This is a genomic window from Vibrio owensii (assembly GCF_002021755.1).
Classification (GTDB): domain Bacteria; phylum Pseudomonadota; class Gammaproteobacteria; order Enterobacterales; family Vibrionaceae; genus Vibrio; species Vibrio owensii.
This window is the reverse complement of sequence record NZ_CP019960.1, coordinates 1,302,505-1,321,914: the sequence shown is the minus strand read 5'-3', so window position 1 is coordinate 1,321,914 and position 19,410 is coordinate 1,302,505. Positions and strand designations below refer to the sequence as shown.

Annotated in this window: 12 protein-coding genes; 4 read left to right on the top strand and 8 right to left on the bottom strand. The window is 46.0% G+C overall.

Translation table 11 applies throughout. The annotated features are described in order from the left end of the window. The first annotated feature begins 268 nt into the window (after positions 1 to 268). Positions 269 to 2,338, top strand: coding sequence for a DNA helicase IV (gene helD, locus A9237_RS22425; RefSeq protein WP_078609716.1), 2,070 nt, complete (start codon positions 269 to 271; stop codon positions 2,336 to 2,338). Between the two features lie 79 nt (positions 2,339 to 2,417). Here helD and A9237_RS22420 read toward each other — a convergent pair whose 3' ends face one another. Together A9237_RS22420 and torT are read right to left on the bottom strand one after the other, a co-directional pair. After that, the gene (locus tag A9237_RS22420) at positions 2,418 to 2,873 is read right to left on the bottom strand and encodes a methylglyoxal synthase (protein WP_005437764.1); all 456 of its coding nucleotides are present in this window, start codon (positions 2,871 to 2,873) and stop codon (positions 2,418 to 2,420) included. 63 nt (positions 2,874 to 2,936) lie between these two features. Beyond that, positions 2,937 to 3,941, bottom strand: a complete 1,005-nt coding sequence (gene torT, locus A9237_RS22415) for a TMAO reductase system periplasmic protein TorT (protein ID WP_153303280.1) — start codon at positions 3,939 to 3,941, stop codon at positions 2,937 to 2,939. Between the two features lie 88 nt (positions 3,942 to 4,029). Here torT and torS point away from each other — a divergent pair, with 88 nt between their 5' ends. Continuing rightward, a complete protein-coding gene (torS, locus tag A9237_RS22410) occupies positions 4,030 to 6,993 on the top strand; it encodes a TMAO reductase system sensor histidine kinase/response regulator TorS (protein WP_038896261.1) in 2,964 nt (987 codons plus the stop codon). Positions 6,994 to 7,059: 66 nt separating this feature from the next. On the opposite strand, the gene A9237_RS22405 is transcribed toward torS, so the two are convergent. The 6 genes from A9237_RS22405 to A9237_RS22380 form a co-directional block, all read right to left on the bottom strand. Beyond that, the gene (locus A9237_RS22405) at positions 7,060 to 7,251 is read right to left on the bottom strand and encodes a hypothetical protein (RefSeq protein ID WP_005447215.1); all 192 of its coding nucleotides are present in this window, start codon (positions 7,249 to 7,251) and stop codon (positions 7,060 to 7,062) included. An 18-nt stretch (positions 7,252 to 7,269) separates the two neighbouring features. After that, complete coding sequence (locus tag A9237_RS22400; protein WP_078609714.1) at positions 7,270 to 9,627, bottom strand: fatty acid cis/trans isomerase; 2,358 nt, start codon at positions 9,625 to 9,627, stop codon at positions 7,270 to 7,272. Positions 9,628 to 9,757: 130 nt separating this feature from the next. Further along, positions 9,758 to 11,683 (bottom strand): TonB-dependent receptor domain-containing protein, encoded by a 1,926-nt coding sequence (locus A9237_RS22395; RefSeq protein ID WP_078609713.1) that lies wholly within the window; start codon positions 11,681 to 11,683, stop codon positions 9,758 to 9,760. 108 nt (positions 11,684 to 11,791) lie between these two features. Beyond that, entirely contained in the window at positions 11,792 to 13,132 is a 1,341-nt protein-coding gene (locus A9237_RS22390; protein ID WP_078609712.1) for a sensor histidine kinase, read from the bottom strand. Beyond that, the gene (locus A9237_RS22385; protein WP_078609711.1) at positions 13,129 to 13,887 is read right to left on the bottom strand and encodes a response regulator transcription factor; all 759 of its coding nucleotides are present in this window, start codon (positions 13,885 to 13,887) and stop codon (positions 13,129 to 13,131) included. The genes A9237_RS22390 and A9237_RS22385 overlap by 4 nt, the downstream gene beginning before the upstream one ends. A 206-nt stretch (positions 13,888 to 14,093) precedes the next feature. Beyond that, positions 14,094 to 15,659 carry an arylsulfatase gene (locus A9237_RS22380; RefSeq protein WP_005437756.1) on the bottom strand — a complete coding sequence of 522 codons (1,566 nt, stop codon included), beginning with the start codon at positions 15,657 to 15,659 and terminating at the stop codon, positions 14,094 to 14,096. Between the two features lie 345 nt (positions 15,660 to 16,004). Here A9237_RS22380 and A9237_RS22375 point away from each other — a divergent pair, with 345 nt between their 5' ends. Further along, positions 16,005 to 17,552, top strand: coding sequence for an arylsulfatase (locus A9237_RS22375; RefSeq protein WP_020196647.1), 1,548 nt, complete (start codon positions 16,005 to 16,007; stop codon positions 17,550 to 17,552). 276 nt (positions 17,553 to 17,828) lie between these two features. Beyond that, entirely contained in the window at positions 17,829 to 19,376 is a 1,548-nt protein-coding gene (locus A9237_RS22370) for an arylsulfatase (RefSeq protein WP_078609710.1), read from the top strand. Positions 19,377 to 19,410 lie beyond the last annotated feature (34 nt).

Genomic DNA, 19,410 nt, shown 5'->3' with positions numbered 1-19,410 from the left:
AAACAGGAGAATTTTAACAAACTCACTATAGCGTGTTTATGACCTAATTTAATAAAAAACGTCACTTGCTCAGGAAATCAACAGAATTGTCATTGACTTAACTCGTTGTGAGAGATTCATGAACGAACCACTGTTCACAAATTCAACAGTAATGTGAATTTTAATTAAGAATACCGACAGAAGGCGATTTGTGCTTCATCCATCGCTACAATTTAACTGACTAAAATGATATAAAACGAGAACTTCTCTATCAAAAGGCGCACCTTTCATGCAGCTTACTGCCACCAATAAAGCACAGTTTTTTATTCAAAATGAGTATTACCAAGTCGAAATAAAAGAAAACAGTGTTTTATTAAGTTCAGTCGGCAGTGAAGAGCACATTCCATTTACGATTTGGAATGGCAAAGTTGGCGTTAAACGCGGTTTGCTCTGGAGCTCTCTGCAGTTTTTCGCTCATGAACAAGATGGCAAGCAGCAAAGCTGGTTAGTGCAAGGTTTGCCTTGGCCACAATGTCGTAAATTTGCGGTCGAAGCGGTTCGTCAATATCAAGACTGGCACAACAACCAGTGCCGAAAACTTGCTGAATACCTCCCTAAGTGGGAAGACGAATTGTATCAACTCAAGCATCTTCCAGCTTATCTCTCGCACTCGAGAGTGCAAAATTGGGTCGACCAACTTAACGGCGAACTTGTTGAAATCAAAACCAGCTTGGTCGAAGCGAAAATGCGTATGCCTAAGCGTATGGCGGAGATTGAACCATGGTTGTCTGAGACTTCTCAGACCTTGAGTGAACGTAACCATGAATGGCTAGAGAATGAACGTCCAAACTGGGAAGTTCTGTTCAGCCGTATCGAGTCTTCACCGCTTAACCTTTCTCAACAGCATGCTGTGCTGCTCAATGATGATCATAACCTTGTGCTTGCAGGAGCGGGTTCCGGTAAAACCAGTGTGCTGACCGCTCGTGTGGCGTATTTACTTCAGAGCCACCAAGCGCAGGCAGAAGAGTTATTGATGTTGGCATTTGGTCGTGATGCCGCAAAAGAAATGAAAGAGCGATTGGTCGATAAAGTGGGGCTCGCGGCAGAAAACGTGCGAGTGAATACTTTCCACCAACTTGGCTTGCGCATCCTTAATCAAGTTGAACCTCAACCGGTTGAAATTAGCCCGCTTGCTTTGGACGACAATCAACGCTCAGCATGGTGCATTGATTGGCTCAAGAAGCATTGGATGACGCCAACCAACTTTAAGCGCTGGCAAAAGCATTTAGATAAATGGCCAATTGCCTACTTGAAAGGTGATGATGAGCTTGGTAGCCACTCAGAAAACCCGAAACTGATCGCTTGGCTCGACAACCAACTTTCGCAATTGGCTGCGGTTGGCTTAACTAAGAAACAAGTTCAAGAAAAGCTTGTGAATCATCAAGATTACACGCGTTTGAACAGTGAGCTAGCACTTTGTTGGCCATGTTTTAGTGCGTGGCAAAAGATGCTTAAGGAAACCAATCAGGTTGATTTTCCAACCATGATCAGCCGCGCAACAGATTACGTGACGAAAGGTAAATTTATCTCACCTTGGCGCTTTATCATGGTGGACGAATACCAAGACATCTCACCAGACCGCTTAGCGTTGATTGAAGCGTTATGTGCATCAACCGAGAAGCAAACTGGCGCGACTCTGTTTGCAGTAGGTGATGACTGGCAAGCGATTTACCAGTTCGCAGGCGCAGATGTGGATTTGACGACAGGTTTCCAAGATCGTTTTACACATTCAACTGTGCATCACTTAGACACGACGTATCGCTTCAACAACCAAATTGGTGATGTGGCGAATACTTTTGTCCAAGAGAACCCATCTCAGTTGCCGAAGACGCTTAACAGCCACAAGCAACGTAAACAGAAGAGTGTGCATACTGCGCCGAGCAACCAAGTTGAGAAGATTCTTGACCAGCTCAATCAACAAGCGAAGAAAACCAAGTCGGTGCTGTTGTTAGGGCGAAACCATTATCACAAACCCGATCTATATGACGATTGGTTAAAGCGTTTCCCGAACCTTGAGATTCGTTTTATGACGTGTCATGCGAGTAAGGGTAGAGAAGCGGACTTTGTGATTATTCTGTCGGTGGATGAAGGTCAATTCCCAGCGAAGAAGAAGCAAGCACATATCGATGGGGCATTGAGTGAGTCGAAAGACAAATACCCGTATGCAGAAGAGCGTCGTTTATTCTATGTTGCGTTGACTCGTGCGAAAGAGAAGGTTTGGATCACCCACACAGGTGCAGGTTCTGCTTTTGTACAAGAACTGGTGAATGGCGACTATCCGATTGTTACTTCAAGATAATACCTTCCCATTACTTGGGTAAAACAAAGGCGATACTGAGTATCGCCTTTGTTGTATTTGGAAGCGTCGTTAATAGGAATTACGTGCGCTCAGCAAGGTATGCTTCGTAGTCTGGTACTTCAATATCCACTTCTTGGTCGATCAGCGGAGAGTTGAATAGGAATTTAGCAGTCGCACGGTTCGTTGCTACAGGAATATTCCATACGCTTGCAATACGCAGTAGGGCCTTTACATCAGGGTCATGAGGTACAGCATTCAGTGGATCCCAGAAGAACACAAGCACGTCAATGTTGCCTTCAGAAATCAAAGCGCCAAGTTGTTGGTCGCCACCCATTGGGCCACTGATCATGCTCTTGATTGCAAGGCCAGTTTCTTTGCTCAGCATGTGACCCGTTGTACCGGTCGCGTACAAGAAGTGGCTTTGCAGCTTCTCTTTGTTCTCTTTTACCCAACGAAGCAATTCAGGTTTGCAGTTATCGTGGGCAACCAATGCCACATGTTTGTGCGCTGGCATGGTACGAGTTGTTTTTTGCATCAAGTTATTTCCGTTTTTATGATTTTAAATTCGCTGCATCCAATAAAACACGTTTTTTGCCCATCAATCAACAGCCTTAACGCTGAATGTAGGCCTATATTCTGACGGAGATAACGAATCTTCAATTGTGTCGTCATGAAGCGTCTTTGGTGTCAGCGCTTTAATGGTTGGAGACGCGTGTTTTTCATACGGTTGATGACGCAAGTAGTGGACTGCCTGCATGACAGAAAGGCGACCTTGTTCCACCATTTTGTCTGTTGGTGCGAATAAAACTTTGTGGCGCAACAAGCCACGATAGACACCATGACTTAGGTACACAGAAACCAAACCAATCTCCTCGGTCTTTTCTGCACTGCGCAACTCGCTGATGGCAGCCTCAATCGCTACTGCGCTGCCAACAATATAATCAATGTTGCCCATATCAATGACACGTTGCACAAGGTTACGCTGAAGCTCTTTGTCGTTATCTGCCCAATAAGAATCGACGATGCGGATGTCGCTGTCTTTAATGGCTTCGTAAAAACCAGTTGTGACAGGCTTTGTTCCACCACGGGTTCTAGGGCCCAACAAAAGAGCGATATTGGTTTTTCCTGATCCTTTCGGGTGTTTCTCTGCAAGGTATTTACCCGCTTCATAGCCCATCCAGTACCAGTCAACACCGACAACGCCTTTGAGTAACTTTGCTTGCTCTTCGTCGAGGTCAAGTTGATTGACGGTGGCAAAAACAGGCGTCTTACCGACCCAACTTTGTAGATTGTGCTCATAGGCTTGAGGATCTACGGTGCCAAGAATTATGGCGTCTGCCCCCCATTGGGTACACAGAGCGAGTTGTTGTTCCTGACGAGTTTTGTTCGGGTAGCCGCCCGCTTCGAGAACACGAAGGTCAACACCGAGTTTTTCCGCTTCGGAAACCATTCCATAGTTTACTGACAACCAGTATGAATCCTTTAAATGAGGGTATATGGCACAGATTTTCTCAGCCGCAAAAGTAGGCACTGAAGCGAAAAGTGACAATGCGAGTGTAGAATGCTTGAAAATTGTGCGAAATGAACGCTGATTTATAACCATGAAATGAAGTTCGTTGGCATAGATTAAGTAAACACTGCAAAATATAACGTAATATGTCGCCGAACACGAACATTAAGGTCAGGAAAATATGTTGCTAGCTACTGCAAGCATCGGTCGAAAACTGCTGTTGTCTTTCATTGCGATGGCAATGCTGGTGATGATATCAGCATTAATCGGTGTATCAGGGTTTTCTCTGGTAGCAAAAACAGAAAGGAACGTCGTGGACAGTGCCATCCCGGCAATGCTGGAAGCTCGTCAAGTTTCTGAGCTCAGTACACGAATTATTTCGTCGGTACAAATGCTCTCTAATGCTCAGAATGAGCAAGAACGTAAAGAAGCTGGGCGCGTTCTTTTTGAACAGCTCGAATCGTTACTTACGCATATTAAAGAGCTTGGCAGTGAGTCGTTTGATTCGAAGCTGCTTGAAGCATTGGAAAACAATGTCCAGAACGTCATTGATAACTTGGCAGAGCTTGGCGTTACAGTAGAACGTAAGCTTTGGCTGACGAAAGAGATCGACACGCGCGTAGAAGAAATGCGTTTGCTGAGTGAAGAGCTAGAGCAGCTGACTCGTACTCAAGTTCAAAACACCAGCACGATTGCAGTCGCGAATGTGACGCACATTTATGACCTTCTTGATGCCAATAAGAAAGCGCAAGCATTCCAAGCTTTGGATGCTCTTGTTGAAGTCGATCTAGACCTGACAGAACGACTTCATGAGCTGCACTTGCTGGCGTTCAAAATGCTTAACCAAATTGAAGAAGCGCGCACGCTCACCAATGTTGACCGCATCCAACAAATTCAAACCGCCTTTGAAGATAACCTGAAAATCATGAAGCGCCGCGTGCTTGCGGTAGAAGACCCGACGCGTTCAGAGCAAATGAGCCAATTGCTTACCGAACTTGGAAAGCGTCAGGTGGTGTTCACTATTTTGCTTCAGCAGTATGAGAACAACGAGCAATCTCAGCAGTTAATGCAGAAAACCCTCGAACTCTTTTCAGAGCTAAACGGGACAGTAAACAAGCTGGTGGATGATTCCAACAAAACAACCAGAATTGCCGTTGAAAAGCTGACAAGTACGCTAAAGTTTGCACAGTGGTCACTGACGGTAATTTCAATCATCGGTTTGATTATCGTTGTGCTCATCCTTTGGCGCGTGGTTTATGTTTCGGTAATCAAACGTCTGGGTGAATACTCTTCTGCATTGCTTTCGGTGGCGCAGGGTAACCTCGCCGTAGAGCTGGAAGTGAAAGGCAAGGATGAGCTGGCACACATGGGGCAGGCGATCATCACGGCGAGAAACACCGCGCAAGCATTAAAAGTGGTGGCAGAAGGTGAAGCGCAAGCAAAACGTGAGTTGGAAGAGCACAAAGAACACTTAGAAGAGCTGATCGAACAGCGCACTTCTCAGTTGAAACAAGCGAACCGACGCTTGAACGAAGAAGTGCTGAACCACGCAAAAGCACGCAAACAAGCGGAACAAGCAAGCCGCGCGAAATCGGCCTTCTTGGCAACCATGAGCCATGAAATTCGTACTCCAATGAATGGTGTTCTTGGTACGGCGCGTCTATTGATTGATTCTGGTTTGAACCCGATCCAAAAACGTTACGCTGAAATCATCAACCGCAGTGGTAAAACGCTACTCGCAATTTTGAACGATGTGTTGGATTACTCGAAAATCGAAGCGGGACATTTGGAAATACGTAGCTTGGGCTTTGATTTACACCAGATGGTTGAAGATACGTTCCAATTGATGAACGGCAAAGCACAAGAGAAAAAATTGCTGTTCTCTTACCACATTGAAAGCGATGTAGGCCGCTATTGGAAAGGTGATGTCATTCGCATCAATCAGGTATTGAACAATCTTGTTGGTAACGCGATTAAGTTTACCGAGCAGGGTGAAATCGACATCTATGTTAGCTTGAATCCAGAAGATGAAACTCAGGTTCTATTTGAAGTTTCTGATACGGGTATTGGCATTGCCAAGAAAGATCAAAAGACGTTGTTTGATGCTTTCACTCAGGCTGAAGGCGGCATGAATCAAACTGGCGGAACCGGATTAGGTTTAGCGATCAGTCGACGTATTATCCAAGCGATGGGTGGCTGCTTGGAAGTAGACTCAGACGAGGGGCACGGCAGCCGTTTCTGGTTCTCGATTCCTTTAGAGGAAAGCGAACCGGTAGAAACCGTATCGATTGCTAGTGCGCGTTGTAAAATTCGAGCGAAGGTCCTTGTTGTGGAAGATAACCCAGTGAACCGTGTGGTAGCGGAAGGCTTCTTGGAGAGCATGGGACACGAAGTTATTTTGGCAGAAAATGGATTAGAGGCGGAGCAGATCATTGACAAGCATGATTTCGACATTGCATTGGTCGATATCAACTTGCCAGATTGCAATGGTGCTGATTTAATCCACCGCCTCAAACGTATCGAGCGCAATAAGCCTTCGGATAAAGCACTCAATCCAACGCCAATGGTGGCAGTTTCTGCCCATGTATTTGCTGAAGAAGTTGAAAGTTATTTGGCGGCGGGTTTTGACGGATATCTGCCTAAGCCAATGGAAAAAGAAGCGCTTTCTGCACTCATCCAAGATATGTTGGATGGCAAACAATTACTGCTTCCCCAAAGTGGGGAGTGCCTTGCTCAGGATGAGATAATTACAACAAGTGACAACGACACTGTGTCCGTCACAACAGACCTAACAGCAGAGGAGCCAGCGATGGTTATCATCAACCCTAACGTGATTCAGTCAGACATGAAGATTTTGGGCAAAGAGAAAATGCTTCACATCATCGACTTGTTCCGACAAACCAGCGCTGATGTTTTGAGCCAAATGGAAAGTTCTGCACAAAACGGTGAAAGTCGTGCAGTAAAAGATCTCGCTCATAAACTAAAAGGCAGCGCAGGCAGTTTAGGTTTGACGGCTCTAATGAATACCTGCCAAAGCATCGAGATTGCATCAGAGTCATTAGAGGCTTACACAATGCTTAGAGCCGACTTGAAAGGGCAGGTGAGTGATTCAGTGATTGCGCTGGATGAGTTAATGGCTGAATAACATCGGTCGTTTGATTTCAGCGCCACTTATATACAAAAACCTCCGGTTTGCGCCGGAGGTTTTTTTCTATTCGGTCAGATCATCTTCCCACTCGAACCGAGTGTCTAGAGCATAAGGATCATCTTCGAACGGATGTTCCATTCTGCCACGCAAGTATTCGAGTTGGTGCTCAAGCATGTTGACCGTGTCGTAATCCCCCTCTGAGCAGGCAACGTATATCTGTTGCTCGAGAGCGGCGATGTTGTCTCGGATACTCATGAGAACCCCCTTAAATCATCATCGATTCTCAAAACGATTATAGTCAAGTAAACCAAATTCGATCGGTTGTTTTGTACGATACCAATCGTGGATACGATCGCTAAATGGCCAGAACTTTTCAGAGCTTCGGCGAATAGCAAAATTATCCAGTAACTTAACGTAATCATCCTCGGATTGAAGGGTGCTAAATTGATCGACAAATTCTTTTACTTGATCTTCTTCGATAGAGAAAAACGCCGCTGGATAGCTGCCAACCACGCCTCGAACAATGGTCATGTCATCGTTCGCGAAGTCTCGATTGCTCTCTTCATCAAACAGGCTAGAAATGTTGATGTGAGCGTTGTTATGAATAAGAGTGAAAAGCTCATCTTCACCGGATTTGCTGCGCACCATCAGCATTGTGATTTGCGGTACCGTTTTTAGCCCTTCACCACGAACTTGGTTTATGCTCGCCAACTGTTGCTCATTCTCTACGGTAAGCGCGGTATCAATGATGTCGTATCGTGGCAACAAGACAGGTGATACTTGCTTGCGCAGAATATCCAATAGCTCCGATTTAGGATCGTCGGTGTGATACACAACACTGGTCGGTTGGCTAAATGGTGCAACGTTGCGTTGTAAGAAGTCGCTTAGTTGACGCGGTTGGTCCTGATACCAACTTGAATGTTCTTGGTGGCGCATATCAGCAGGAAGTAGGGCAATAAAATTACTTTCCCCTTCAAGGCGTAAGAAGTCCATGAACATTCGGGTAATCAGCTGGTGGCCAAAGTTACCGTATACATCGAAGCCGGCAACAAGTAGGTAGTGGATACGTTCAAGCAGAGCGTAGTCCAAAACCCAAGCCGTTTTCGGCTGTTCGCCCACCAAACCTTGCACTACTGACGCGCTGTCAAAGTGACGGAAGACTGTAAGAGCAGCATTTGGATTTGTACCGTTGCCGTCCCAAATTACGTCGGTTGATAGGTGCTCACCGTTCTTAAACCATTTGTTGATGAAGTCAGATTTGGCTTCTAGGTAGCGTGCTTGCTGACGCGAGTATTTCACCCAGTTGGTAACTGGCACAGTATTGCTCTCAAGCTCGCCGGGAAGTTTTAGGTTAGCTGCTTGTGAGCGATAGAACTCGTTGACTTCAGGAATGTCGGCTTTGTCTGGGTCTAGGAAGAATACCCAGAAGCGGTCATTAATTACATTTAATGCTAGCTGACCACGACATACCGGGCCTTTGATGTAAGCCATGATGGTGTTCTGAGCGTTGTCCAACATGAACTTAAAGCGCGACTTCACCGGCAAATCGATGAATGCGGTCATTGGGTTTGCGGCGATTTCAGGCTCGTAGCTTGGTAATTTCGCTACTTCGTAATCGGCATCAATGAACCATTTTTTCCAGTTCTCGATACGTTGTTTGTTCAGCGCAAACGGCATGTGCGTCTTGTCGACAATAGTGCCTTGCTCAGGAATGATGCGGTAGTACACGCGTTCAACACCCGGATCATCATAAGGACGACGCGTTGTGATGCGTTTTACTGGCTCTCCCGGTGGCGTTGAGGAGCGGACGAGAGTAAAGAAGCGTGGTTGCTCAGCATCCAGTTCAGAAAAGAACAGGTGCGATAAGAAAAGGTGTTCGTAAATATAACGAGCGGCGAGCTGGTTTTTGCGAGAACTCTTGTTCAGCAGCGTCTCGTACTTCTGAACCTCAGATTTTTGTTGCTCGGTAAGCGGGATATGTGCGTTCATGATGCCGCCATTTTCCAGCCAAAGCATGAGCGTTTGATATTCTATCGCCGTTAGATTCGGCATCCCGAAAGGCATTCCCCATGTTGGGTTGTCTTGTTCGTATTTTGCGTACTCTTCAATCGTCGGACACGTTTGTTCACGGTCGATGGAAAAATCGAAGCCTTCTAATTGAACTTGAGCAGGGAGTGGATGACGTTCCTTTTGTTGAAGCATACGAGCAATCAAACCTGCATCCATATTAGCCGCCATGCTCTGCTCACGCTCGTTGAGCACAGGATGGAAGCCAGCATCACGCCATTCTTGCGTAGTTTGCGCGTCTTCAAATAAGCGAGTTGGGGCTGCTGCAGTCAAGCGTGTGCCTTCGTAAACCAAAGCTTTGCTTGCACCACGGTCAATGCCTTCTACGGAAGAGAGTTTTAACTGACAAGGGGCATCGTAGCAGGCGTGACAAACCACACATCGATTATCGACGATAGGTTTTACTTCATGTTGAAAGAAGTCCGCTTGGGGCGTCTCAAGAGCAACAGTACGCTCGCGCACTTCTTCAGGGCCAAACAGTTTGTCGTAGTTTAGGCCCGCATAGGTCGCACAACCTGCAAACAGAGTGGCGATACACAGTGTGAAAATTAAACGTAAATTCATTGAGTTATTTTGAGTAAATTGAATTTGCGTTAATTAAAGCAAAATAAGTCGCCAAATACCAAAAATCGGAGCAAATTGCTCCGATTTCCGGGTTGTTATTGTTAGGTCAATGCCAAAGTAAGAGACAAACCTAGAACGCGTAAGTCACGTTAAAGCGGAAGTCTCGCCCCGGGCTTGCGTAGCCTTGGGCGACAGGGCTACCGATGTATTCCATGTACGATGCATGGTCAAAGTAGTATTTGTCGAATACGTTCTTCACAGACAGCGTTAGAGATAACTCTTCGTCAGCAATTGGCATCCAATATGCGTAAACATCGTGTACGCCGTAGCCTGGCTTTTCTGGATGAACGCTTGGGTCCGCCACGTCGGTTAGACGTTCAACAAATCGAGCATTCCAGCCAAACTCCAGTGTTTCCATCGGTTGATAGATCAGGTCAAGCACCCAAGTGTCACCGATTGATGTGCCTAGGGTCGAGTCTTCATCCGATAGTGGAGTGCCATTGAGTTCTGGGCGTGATTGGTTGTAGCTCAAGCGAGCTGACACATCTGAAATCGCATAACCTAGGTAAGCGGTGATGCCTTGGTTATCTAAATCGCCAACATTGGTGTACACAGCCCCTTGATTGGTGACGACATCTTTGATGGTGCTGTCAAAGAAGGTTAAGCCAGCAAAGAACTCGTCATACTGGTAGTTTGCGCCCAGTTCTAGGTTGCGTGCCTCCTCTGGCTTACGGTTTGGAGCATTTTCGCGGTAGTCGATGACAAATAACTCTTTGATTTGTTGCCCGCGAAACGCTTCCGCATAGCTCGCGAATAGGTTCAAACCTTCAAAGGCGTTGTAATTGATACCAACGTTAGGGCTAAAGCCACTTGAGTCAAAGTCTTGGTCCATGTTATCGGTAAGTTCATACCAATCATAACGAGCACCTGCGGTGAGAATGAGAGCGTCTGTCAGCATCCAATCGTCTTGAACAAACAAACCGTAGACAGTGCCTTTCTCTTCATCATCCTTTTTGCCATCGTAATTGGTCTCAAATTCTGATTTGTCTTTCTTGTAATCTAGGCCGTAAACCAAAGTATGGTCGGTGAGTTTGCTAGTGTTGAAGATCTTCACGCCCGAAGTTTGAATTGAGCCATCGCTCGTTCCCCAACGTGGGTGATCTTTGTGGGCAAGACGACTGTCCGTGTAGTAGAAGGTCGTATCGAGATTGAAAAGGTCACTCGCGCTGTATTTGTGGTTTAAGGTGAACGTCGAGCGGTCCGTCTCTTGGTCTAAAGGTTCGTTTTTGAAACTTGGTTGGAAGTGCGGGCGATTCAAGCGTCGTCCATCGTCATTACGATAGTCGTAGCTTACCGAGAGGTAGTGTTCGTCATTAAGTTGACCGGATAGCTTAAGGAGGGCCACTTGCTGTTCTAGCGCTGTATAAGGCTGCTCTTCACCTTTGCCATCTTGAATGTTGTCGCCATCGATGTAACCGAATGATGCCAACAAACCAAGTTGATCGGCGACTTCACCATAAAGACTTGCCGATACTTTGTAGCCTTCATTGTTGGTGTAGTAGCCACCTTTCAACATTGCACCGTAGGTTTGGTCTGCAGCGAGTAGATCGTGTGCATCTTTTGTGGTGAATTTAATTGCACCACCAAGTGCACCAGAGCCGTCTGTTGCTCGTCCAGCGCCTGCACTTACATCGACTTGTTTAAGCAGCTCTGGCTCGATAGATAATCGACCTTGGTGGTGGAATAGGTTACCGGATTGTTCTGCACCATCGATAGAAACATTCAGCATCGTATCTTCTAGACCTCGGACGTAGATCTTTTGAGAGATACCTGATGAGCCACCGACACTGACTTCGGCATCCTTTCTGAAAATGTCATTAAGATCTTGAGCTTGGGACTTAGCTAGTTGGTCAGAGTCTATCGAGATATCGACGCCTTCCGGTGTGTGACCGGTCACCTCGATAACTTCCATATCATCCTTGGCGTAAGTCGCTTGTGACGCCACTAAAAGCGCGATGGTAAGTGGGCTTAGCTTAAATACGGTTGAAGCAGACACCGTAACCTCCATTGTTAATGAGAATTATTATCGAGTGGGATTTTGGTGATTCTTCCACGCTGAGTAAACGACTTTTACAACTGTTACAATCCTTGTTACGCGTGATGCTTAACGTCGTTTGAGCAAGGTAATATCCATCACTAAACCTCGCTCCGGCGCATTGTAGGCAACGATCTTGCCGCCAACGGCTTCAATATGCCTTTTTGCTAATGCCAACCCAACACCAAAGCCCTTACGTGATGCGATTTGATTATTGGCTTTAAAGAAAGGTTTGAAAATTAGTTGATACAAACTTGGGTCGATACCGGGCCCAGAGTCGGTAATGACGATTTGATAATGCTCGCTACTGTTTAACACCTCAATTCTTAGCGCTTCATTGGGTTGGGTGTAACGTAAACCGTTGCGAATGACGTTTTCTAACGATTGGCTGAGTGCCATTTGGTTGGAGTCACGGATCGGTAGTGGTTCATCTTGCTGCAGGAACACGTGCCTATCGGGGTATTCAAATCGTGCATCTTCAACGATGATTTCAACCAGTTCCGCTAAGTCAAATGCTTCCGTTCTGAGGTTCGGTTGTTCGTTTTCAATCCATGCAAGGGTGAGAGTGTCTTCTGCTGTACTGCGCATCTTATGAGTATCACTCTTAATGCGTTGCAACATTTGCTCGCGCTCAATGTTTTTATCGACGCAGTCTATGGCCATTTCTATACGAGCGAGTGGGGTACGTATTTCGTGTGACATGTCGGCGATTAAGTTTCTGTTGTGTTGAATCACGTCTGAGGTTCGCTCCGCCATTTTGTCGAAAGTCCGCGCGACTTGGCTTATTTCATCGTTGCCTAACTTCATGGTTTGCCCAATTCGCGCCGAATAATCCCCTTGGCTGAAAGCTTGGCTTGCTCGGTGGAACTGCTGTAATGGACGCATGACGTAACGGTACAAATACACCGTAAGTGCCAGTAAAGAGAGAAACGGAATCACAAAACGGAACAGCCAAAACGCATGGGACATGTAAGTGCCGGGGCGCATTCGGTCAGGCAGTAGAATCAGAAAATGATAACCAAAAGGAGAAAGTGGCACTTCCATGATTGGATTATCTGGAAAATCGAGGTGGATTTTCCACTCAACACTTCGACCAATGCCGTAGCCTTCCCAAAAGCGCTCGTTGAGTGAATTGCCGCCTTTTACGTCTAGGTGTGATTGCAGAACCGTTGCCCAAGTAGACTCGTTCGCAGCGAGTTCTTCTAACCAAGTGTCCAAACCTTGCCAATCTTGTTGGTCGATATAGGTTTGTGCAGTAGAGCCCCAGTCGAGGATCTGTTGACGGTGAGACTTCTTGAGGTAGCTCATCTTTTCATTAGAAAGAATGGCAGCGCTATGAATCAAAGAAAAGAAGATGACCACACCGAGAGATAAGACGACAAACAGCCGCCAGAACAACATTTTCTTCATTTGAAAATATACCCTTTGCCATGCACGGTCTGGATACGGTCGTTCGACATACCTTCCGCGATAAGACGTTTGCGGACACGGCTTAAGTGCATGTCTAAGGCTCGATCATATTGGCTAAATTGACGCTCTAGTACGGTCTGATAAAGGAAGGGTTTACTCAGAACCTCTTCGCGGTGCTCGATTAACGTCCACAACAGTTTAAATTGAATAGGTGTTAATTGAATGGGGTCCATCTCAGGGCGATGATGGATTGTTACCGTGTGAGTTTGCTTATCGAGAAGTAACTCTCTCTCACTGAGTTGCGTTGCGGAATTGGGCTGCTTGGTGAGTTGGGTGCGACGTAAAATTGCTTCTATGCGTAAACTCACCTCGGTGAAGTTACAGGGTTTGGTGATGTAATCATCCGCTCCGTATTTAAGACCCTGAATTCGATATTCTTCTGCACCAAATGCAGTCAGCATAACTACGGGTGTTTGTGACTGAGAACGAATGACATTAAGCACTTCGAAACCATCGAGGTTAGGGAGGTTGACATCGAGTATGACCAAATCAAAGTCTTGCTGCTGAAAAACCTTAACGGCTTCATCCCCGCAAAACATCGAGATGACTTGATAGCGTTGCTCTCTAAGTAGTCGGGTGAGTTGAAGGTTGAGATCTGGGTCATCTTCGACCAATAAGATTGAAGGAGCAGGAACGGGTGAACTCGATGACCAGTTTGGCTTTGGCTGAACGGGGGTTGACGTTGGGCTAAACATGTTGACACATTACTCATTATCGATAATGCGAACTATTATCAATAATGACTTGCTTAAAATCAACGTGATGAATGAGAAAGCTATCAGTTATTTATAAAGAGGCTTCAAAGTGCGACATGTTTAGAAGTTTTGCTTGGGCGGGGAAGGTCGCGACAAAAAGAAAGCCCACCTAAATCGGTGGGCTTTTTCGGTAGTTGCAAAAGAAACTAGTTCATTTTTTTAACTTCTTGCTGAAGTTGCTCTAGCTGCTTCATCTTGCCTTGTAGGCCAAGAGATTGGTAGCTAATTGACGCTGGGTTCATCATCTGACCTTGCTGCATTGGGTAATCTGGCAGCGTCTTGAAGAATTCACCAAGAACGTCTTGGATAGGTACGAACAACCACATGTTGTCTGCCATCCAGCGCAGGTACATACCTGATTCGTGCGGTGCTTTCTCGAATGGGTCAGCACGTAGGTGGATGATTTGTGGCCAGTTTGGAGAGAAGCGAATCGCGTTAGAGATATCACCTTCAAGAACCGCGAAGTTCAGTTTCCAGTCATTCCAACGTACCGCGTTTAGCTCGCCGTTTGCTGTGAAGTAAAGTAGTGACTCACGAGGGCCTTTCTCTTCTTTACCTTGGAAGTAAGGCATGAAGTTGTAACCGTCGATGTGTACGCGCCAGTCTTTACCGTTCGCTTTGTAGCCTTTCGCTAGCTTCTCTTTCACGTCAGGAACGCCAGCTGCAGCCATTAGTGTTGGTAGCCAGTCTTGGTGTGCCATCATTTCGTTGATCTTAGTACCTGGTTCAATTACGCCAGGCCAACGAACAAGTTGAGGTACACGCATACCGCCTTCCCAAGTGGTACCTTTCTCACCGTGGAATGGTGTTGCACCGCCATCAGGCCATGTTACCGTTTCTGCACCGTTATCGGTTGAGTAGATAACGATGGTGTTATCAGCAACACCTAGCTCATCAAGTTTGTCTAGTAGAACACCTACTTGGTCATCGTGCTCAAGCATACCGTCAGCGTAGATACTTACGCCTGATTTACCTTGGTATTTCTCTTGTAGACGAGTCCAAACGTGCATACGAGTGGTGTTGTGCCAGATGAAGAATGGCTTGTCTGCTTTCACTGCTTTTTCCATGAACGCCAGTGACGTTTCTAGGAATTCTTCATCCGCGTGCTCCATACGCTTACGCGTCATTGGGCCTGTATCTTCAATCTTACCGTCAGCAAAAGACTTGATTACACCACGAGGGCCGTAGTTTTTACGGAACTCAGGATCTTTCGGGTAGTAGTAAGTTTCTGGTTCTTCTTCAGCATTGAGGTGATAAAGGTTACCGAAGAACTCGTCGAAACCGTGGTTAGTTGGCAAGTGTTGGTCTTGGTCACCTAAGTGGTTCTTACCAAACTGAGCCGTCATGTAGCCTTGACCTTTAAGTAGGTCTGCAATGGTCGGTGCCCAATCAGGGATACCGTGAGTAGAGCCTGGCATACCGATTGTAAGCAAGCCAGTACGGAACGGTTCTTGGCCTGTGATAAATGCTGCACGGCCTGCAGTACAAGATTGCTGACCGTAGTGATCAGTAAATAGTGCACCCTCGTTTGCAATACGGTCGATATTCGGGGTCTCGTAACCCATCATGCCTTGGTTGTATGCACTGATGTTCCAGTAACCAACATCATCACCAAAGATCGCTAGGATGTTTGGTTTGTCTGCTGCCACTGCTGCGCTTGAGGTTGCCAGTACGCCGAGACCGACAGCCAGCTTGCTCATTTGGTTAGCCATAAAAACTCCAAATTGGTTGTAAGTTGGAAAAGAAGCCTAGGTACCGCCCATGCTTCGTTGGCTATTAAGTTAATGATGCAATTGAAGAATGTCGCTTTATAGTGTTTATAACCATAAGTTATGTAGAGAAATAACTTGTTGTTTTATCAGTTGATTGTTTCGACCTTAGGATTTGTGGGGAAAACTGAAGCGAGACTCAGGTCACGTTAATCCGCTTTCTAAATAGGGATATAAGACCTTAGTTTTAACTAAAGTGTAATTATGCCATTTGATTCGCATTAGTCTGTTTTGTGAGCTATACGTTTGTGTGCAGGATGCACTTTTCTATTACATACAGAGGTTTATATGACAGCGAATTATGGCGTGAAACGCCGATTAGCGATCCTTGCCGCTGCTTTTATCGGCGCGACAAGTAGCAGTATCGCAGCAGAGAAACCGAATATTCTGGTCATTTGGGGCGATGATATCGGTCAATCTAATATCAGTGCTTACACATTTGGCTTAATGGGATACAAAACACCGAACATCGATAGCATTGCGAAAGAAGGCATGATGTTCACCGACTATTACGGCGAACAATCTTGTACTGCAGGCCGTTCTACCTTCATTACCGGACAAACGGTATTGAGAACGGGCTTAAGTAAGGTTGGCCTTCCGGGCGCAGATTTAGGTCTTCAGGCGGAAGATGCAACGATTGCAGAAATGCTTAAACCACTTGGCTACATGACAGGTCAGTTTGGTAAAAACCACCTTGGCGACAAAGACGAACACCTTCCAACTAACCACGGCTTCGACGAATTTTTTGGCAACCTTTACCATTTGAACGCCGAGGAAGAACCTGAGAATGTGGACTACCCGAAAGATCCAGAATTCCGTAAGAAATTCGGTCCTCGCGGTGTTATTAAATCCTTTGCTGACGGCAAAATCGAAGATACCGGTCCTCTAACGCGTAAGCGTATGGAAACGGTGGATGGAGAAACGTTAGATGCGGCGCTTGATTTTATGGATCGAGCCGTGAAGGCAGACAAACCTTTCTTTGTCTGGTGGAACGCAACACGCATGCACTTCCGTACTCACGTGAAAGAAGAAAACTTGGGTAAAACAGGTATCAGTTTTTATGCCGACGGTATGGTTGAACACGATAACCAAGTAGGCGAGCTGCTGAAAAAAGTGGATGACTTGGGCATCAAAGACAACACCATCGTATTCTACTCAACCGATAACGGCCCGCACATGAACTCTTGGCCAGATGCGGGTACAACGCCATTCCGTGGTGAGAAGAACACTAACTGGGAAGGTGCGTTCCGTGTTCCTGCAATGGTTCGTTGGCCTGGTAAGATTGAAGCGGGCAGCGTTTCCAACGAAATTATGCACCACATGGACTGGATGCCAACGCTCCTAGCCGCTGCGGGTGATGATCAAATCAAAGAGAAGCTGCTAAAAGGCTACACGGCAGGTGATAAGACATTTAAGAACCATCTTGATGGGTACAACTTCTTGCCTTACCTAACTGGTAAAGAAGAGAAAGGCCCACGTGAAGAGATCTTCTACTTCACTGATGATGGTGATTTGAGTTCACTTCGCTTCCGCAACTGGAAGATTGTATTCCTAGAGCAGCGTGCAAAAGGAACACTACGTATCTGGGCTGAACCGTTTACACCATTACGTGTGCCTAAGATCTTCAACCTACGCATGGACCCATACGAAGTAGCGGACATCACGTCGAATACATACTACGACTGGTTGATTGACCACGCATATATGTTGGTTCCAGCACAGGCTTATGTGGGTAAATTCTTAGCAACGTTCGAAGAATTCCCACCGCGACAAAAAGCAGCAAGTTTCTCACTTGATCAGGTGATGGAGAAGTTGCAGGAAAGTCACAATAAATAAATTGATTGCAAGTAAACGTGGGGCTCTTCGGAGCCTCTTTTTTTGCCTTGGCTTCAGCTTTTGTCATCATCGTTAACCCCATGTTAAACCAAGTGTCATACGGTTTTAGAGTAGAAAATGGCGTCTTGTTATTTTGCTTATATCACTGGGCGAAATACCTAATTCGCTAGGCATTAAGTTTGGGTGAGATTTATTTTATGCCTATTGGTCTCATTGATTCGTGAAATATAAATTTGTTGTGCAGGAGGCACATTACATTACTAAACAGAGGTTTATATGAGAACGAAATACGGTTTGAAACGCCGATTAGCCATTCTTACCACAGCGTTTATTGGGGCAACGAGTAGTAGTTTTGCCGCAGAGAAACCGAACATATTGGTCATTTGGGGCGATGATATTGGCCAATCGAATATCAGTGCGTATACATTTGGATTAATGGGATACAAAACGCCTAACATCGACCGCATTGCCAACGAAGGCATGATGTTTACCGATTACTACGGTGAGCAATCTTGTACTGCGGGTCGCTCCACTTTCATTACTGGTCAATCTGTTTTAAGAACCGGTTTGAGTAAAGTTGGTCTTCCGGGGGCTGATTTAGGGCTACAGGCTGAAGACGCAACGATTGCAGAAATGCTCAAGCCTATGGGATATATGACAGGTCAGTTTGGTAAAAACCACTTAGGTGATAAGGACGAGCACCTTCCTACGAATCACGGGTTTGATGAGTTCTTTGGCAACCTTTACCACCTGAATGCCGAAGAAGAACCTGAGAATGTGGATTACCCGACAGATCCGGAGTTTCGTAAGAAGTTTGGCCCTCGTGGTGTCATTAAGTCTTTTGCTGACGGTAAGATTGAAGATACGGGGCCATTAACGCGCAAACGCATGGAAACCGTTGATGAAGAAACGTTAGACGCGGCGCTTGATTTTATGGACCGTGCAGTAAAGGCTGAAAAACCGTTTTTCGTTTGGTGGAATGCAACGCGAATGCACTTTCGTACTCACGTCAAAGAAGACAACCTTGGCCGCACTGGCATCAGCTTTTATGCAGACGGGATGGTTGAACATGACAACCACGTAGGTCAGCTGTTGAAGAAAGTGGATGATCTAGGCATTACCGACAACACCATCGTATTCTACTCGACCGATAATGGCCCGCACATGAACTCGTGGCCTGATGCAGGTACAACGCCTTTCCGTGGCGAGAAGAACACCAACTGGGAAGGGGCATACCGTGTTCCTGCGATGGTTCGTTGGCCGGGTAAGATTGAACCGGGCACTGTTTCTAACGAAATCATGCACCACATGGACTGGATGCCAACACTACTTGCTGCGGCGGGTGATGACCAAATCAAACGAAAACTGTTGAAAGGCCATACTGCTGGTGACAAAGAATTCAAAGTCCATCTTGATGGTTACAACTTCTTGCCGTACTTAACCGGTAAAACAGAACAAGGCCCTCGTGAAGAGATCTTCTACTTCACTGATGACGGTGATTTGAGTTCACTTCGTTACCATAATTGGAAGATCGTGTTCTTAGAGCAACGTGCACAAGGCACACTTCGTCTTTGGGCAGAACCGTTTACGCCACTGCGAGTACCTAAAATCTTTAACCTACGTATGGACCCATACGAAGTGGCGGATGTGACTTCTAATACATACTACGATTGGGTTCTTGACCATGCCTATATGCTGGTTCCTGCGCAAGCCTATGTCGGTAAATTCTTGGCGACGTTTGAAGAGTTCCCTCCAAGACAGAAAGCAGCCAGCTTCTCTCTTGATCAAGTAATGGAAAAGCTTCAAGAGAATCACCATCAATAGATTTATTAGTTAACAAAACGAAGGGGCTCAATGA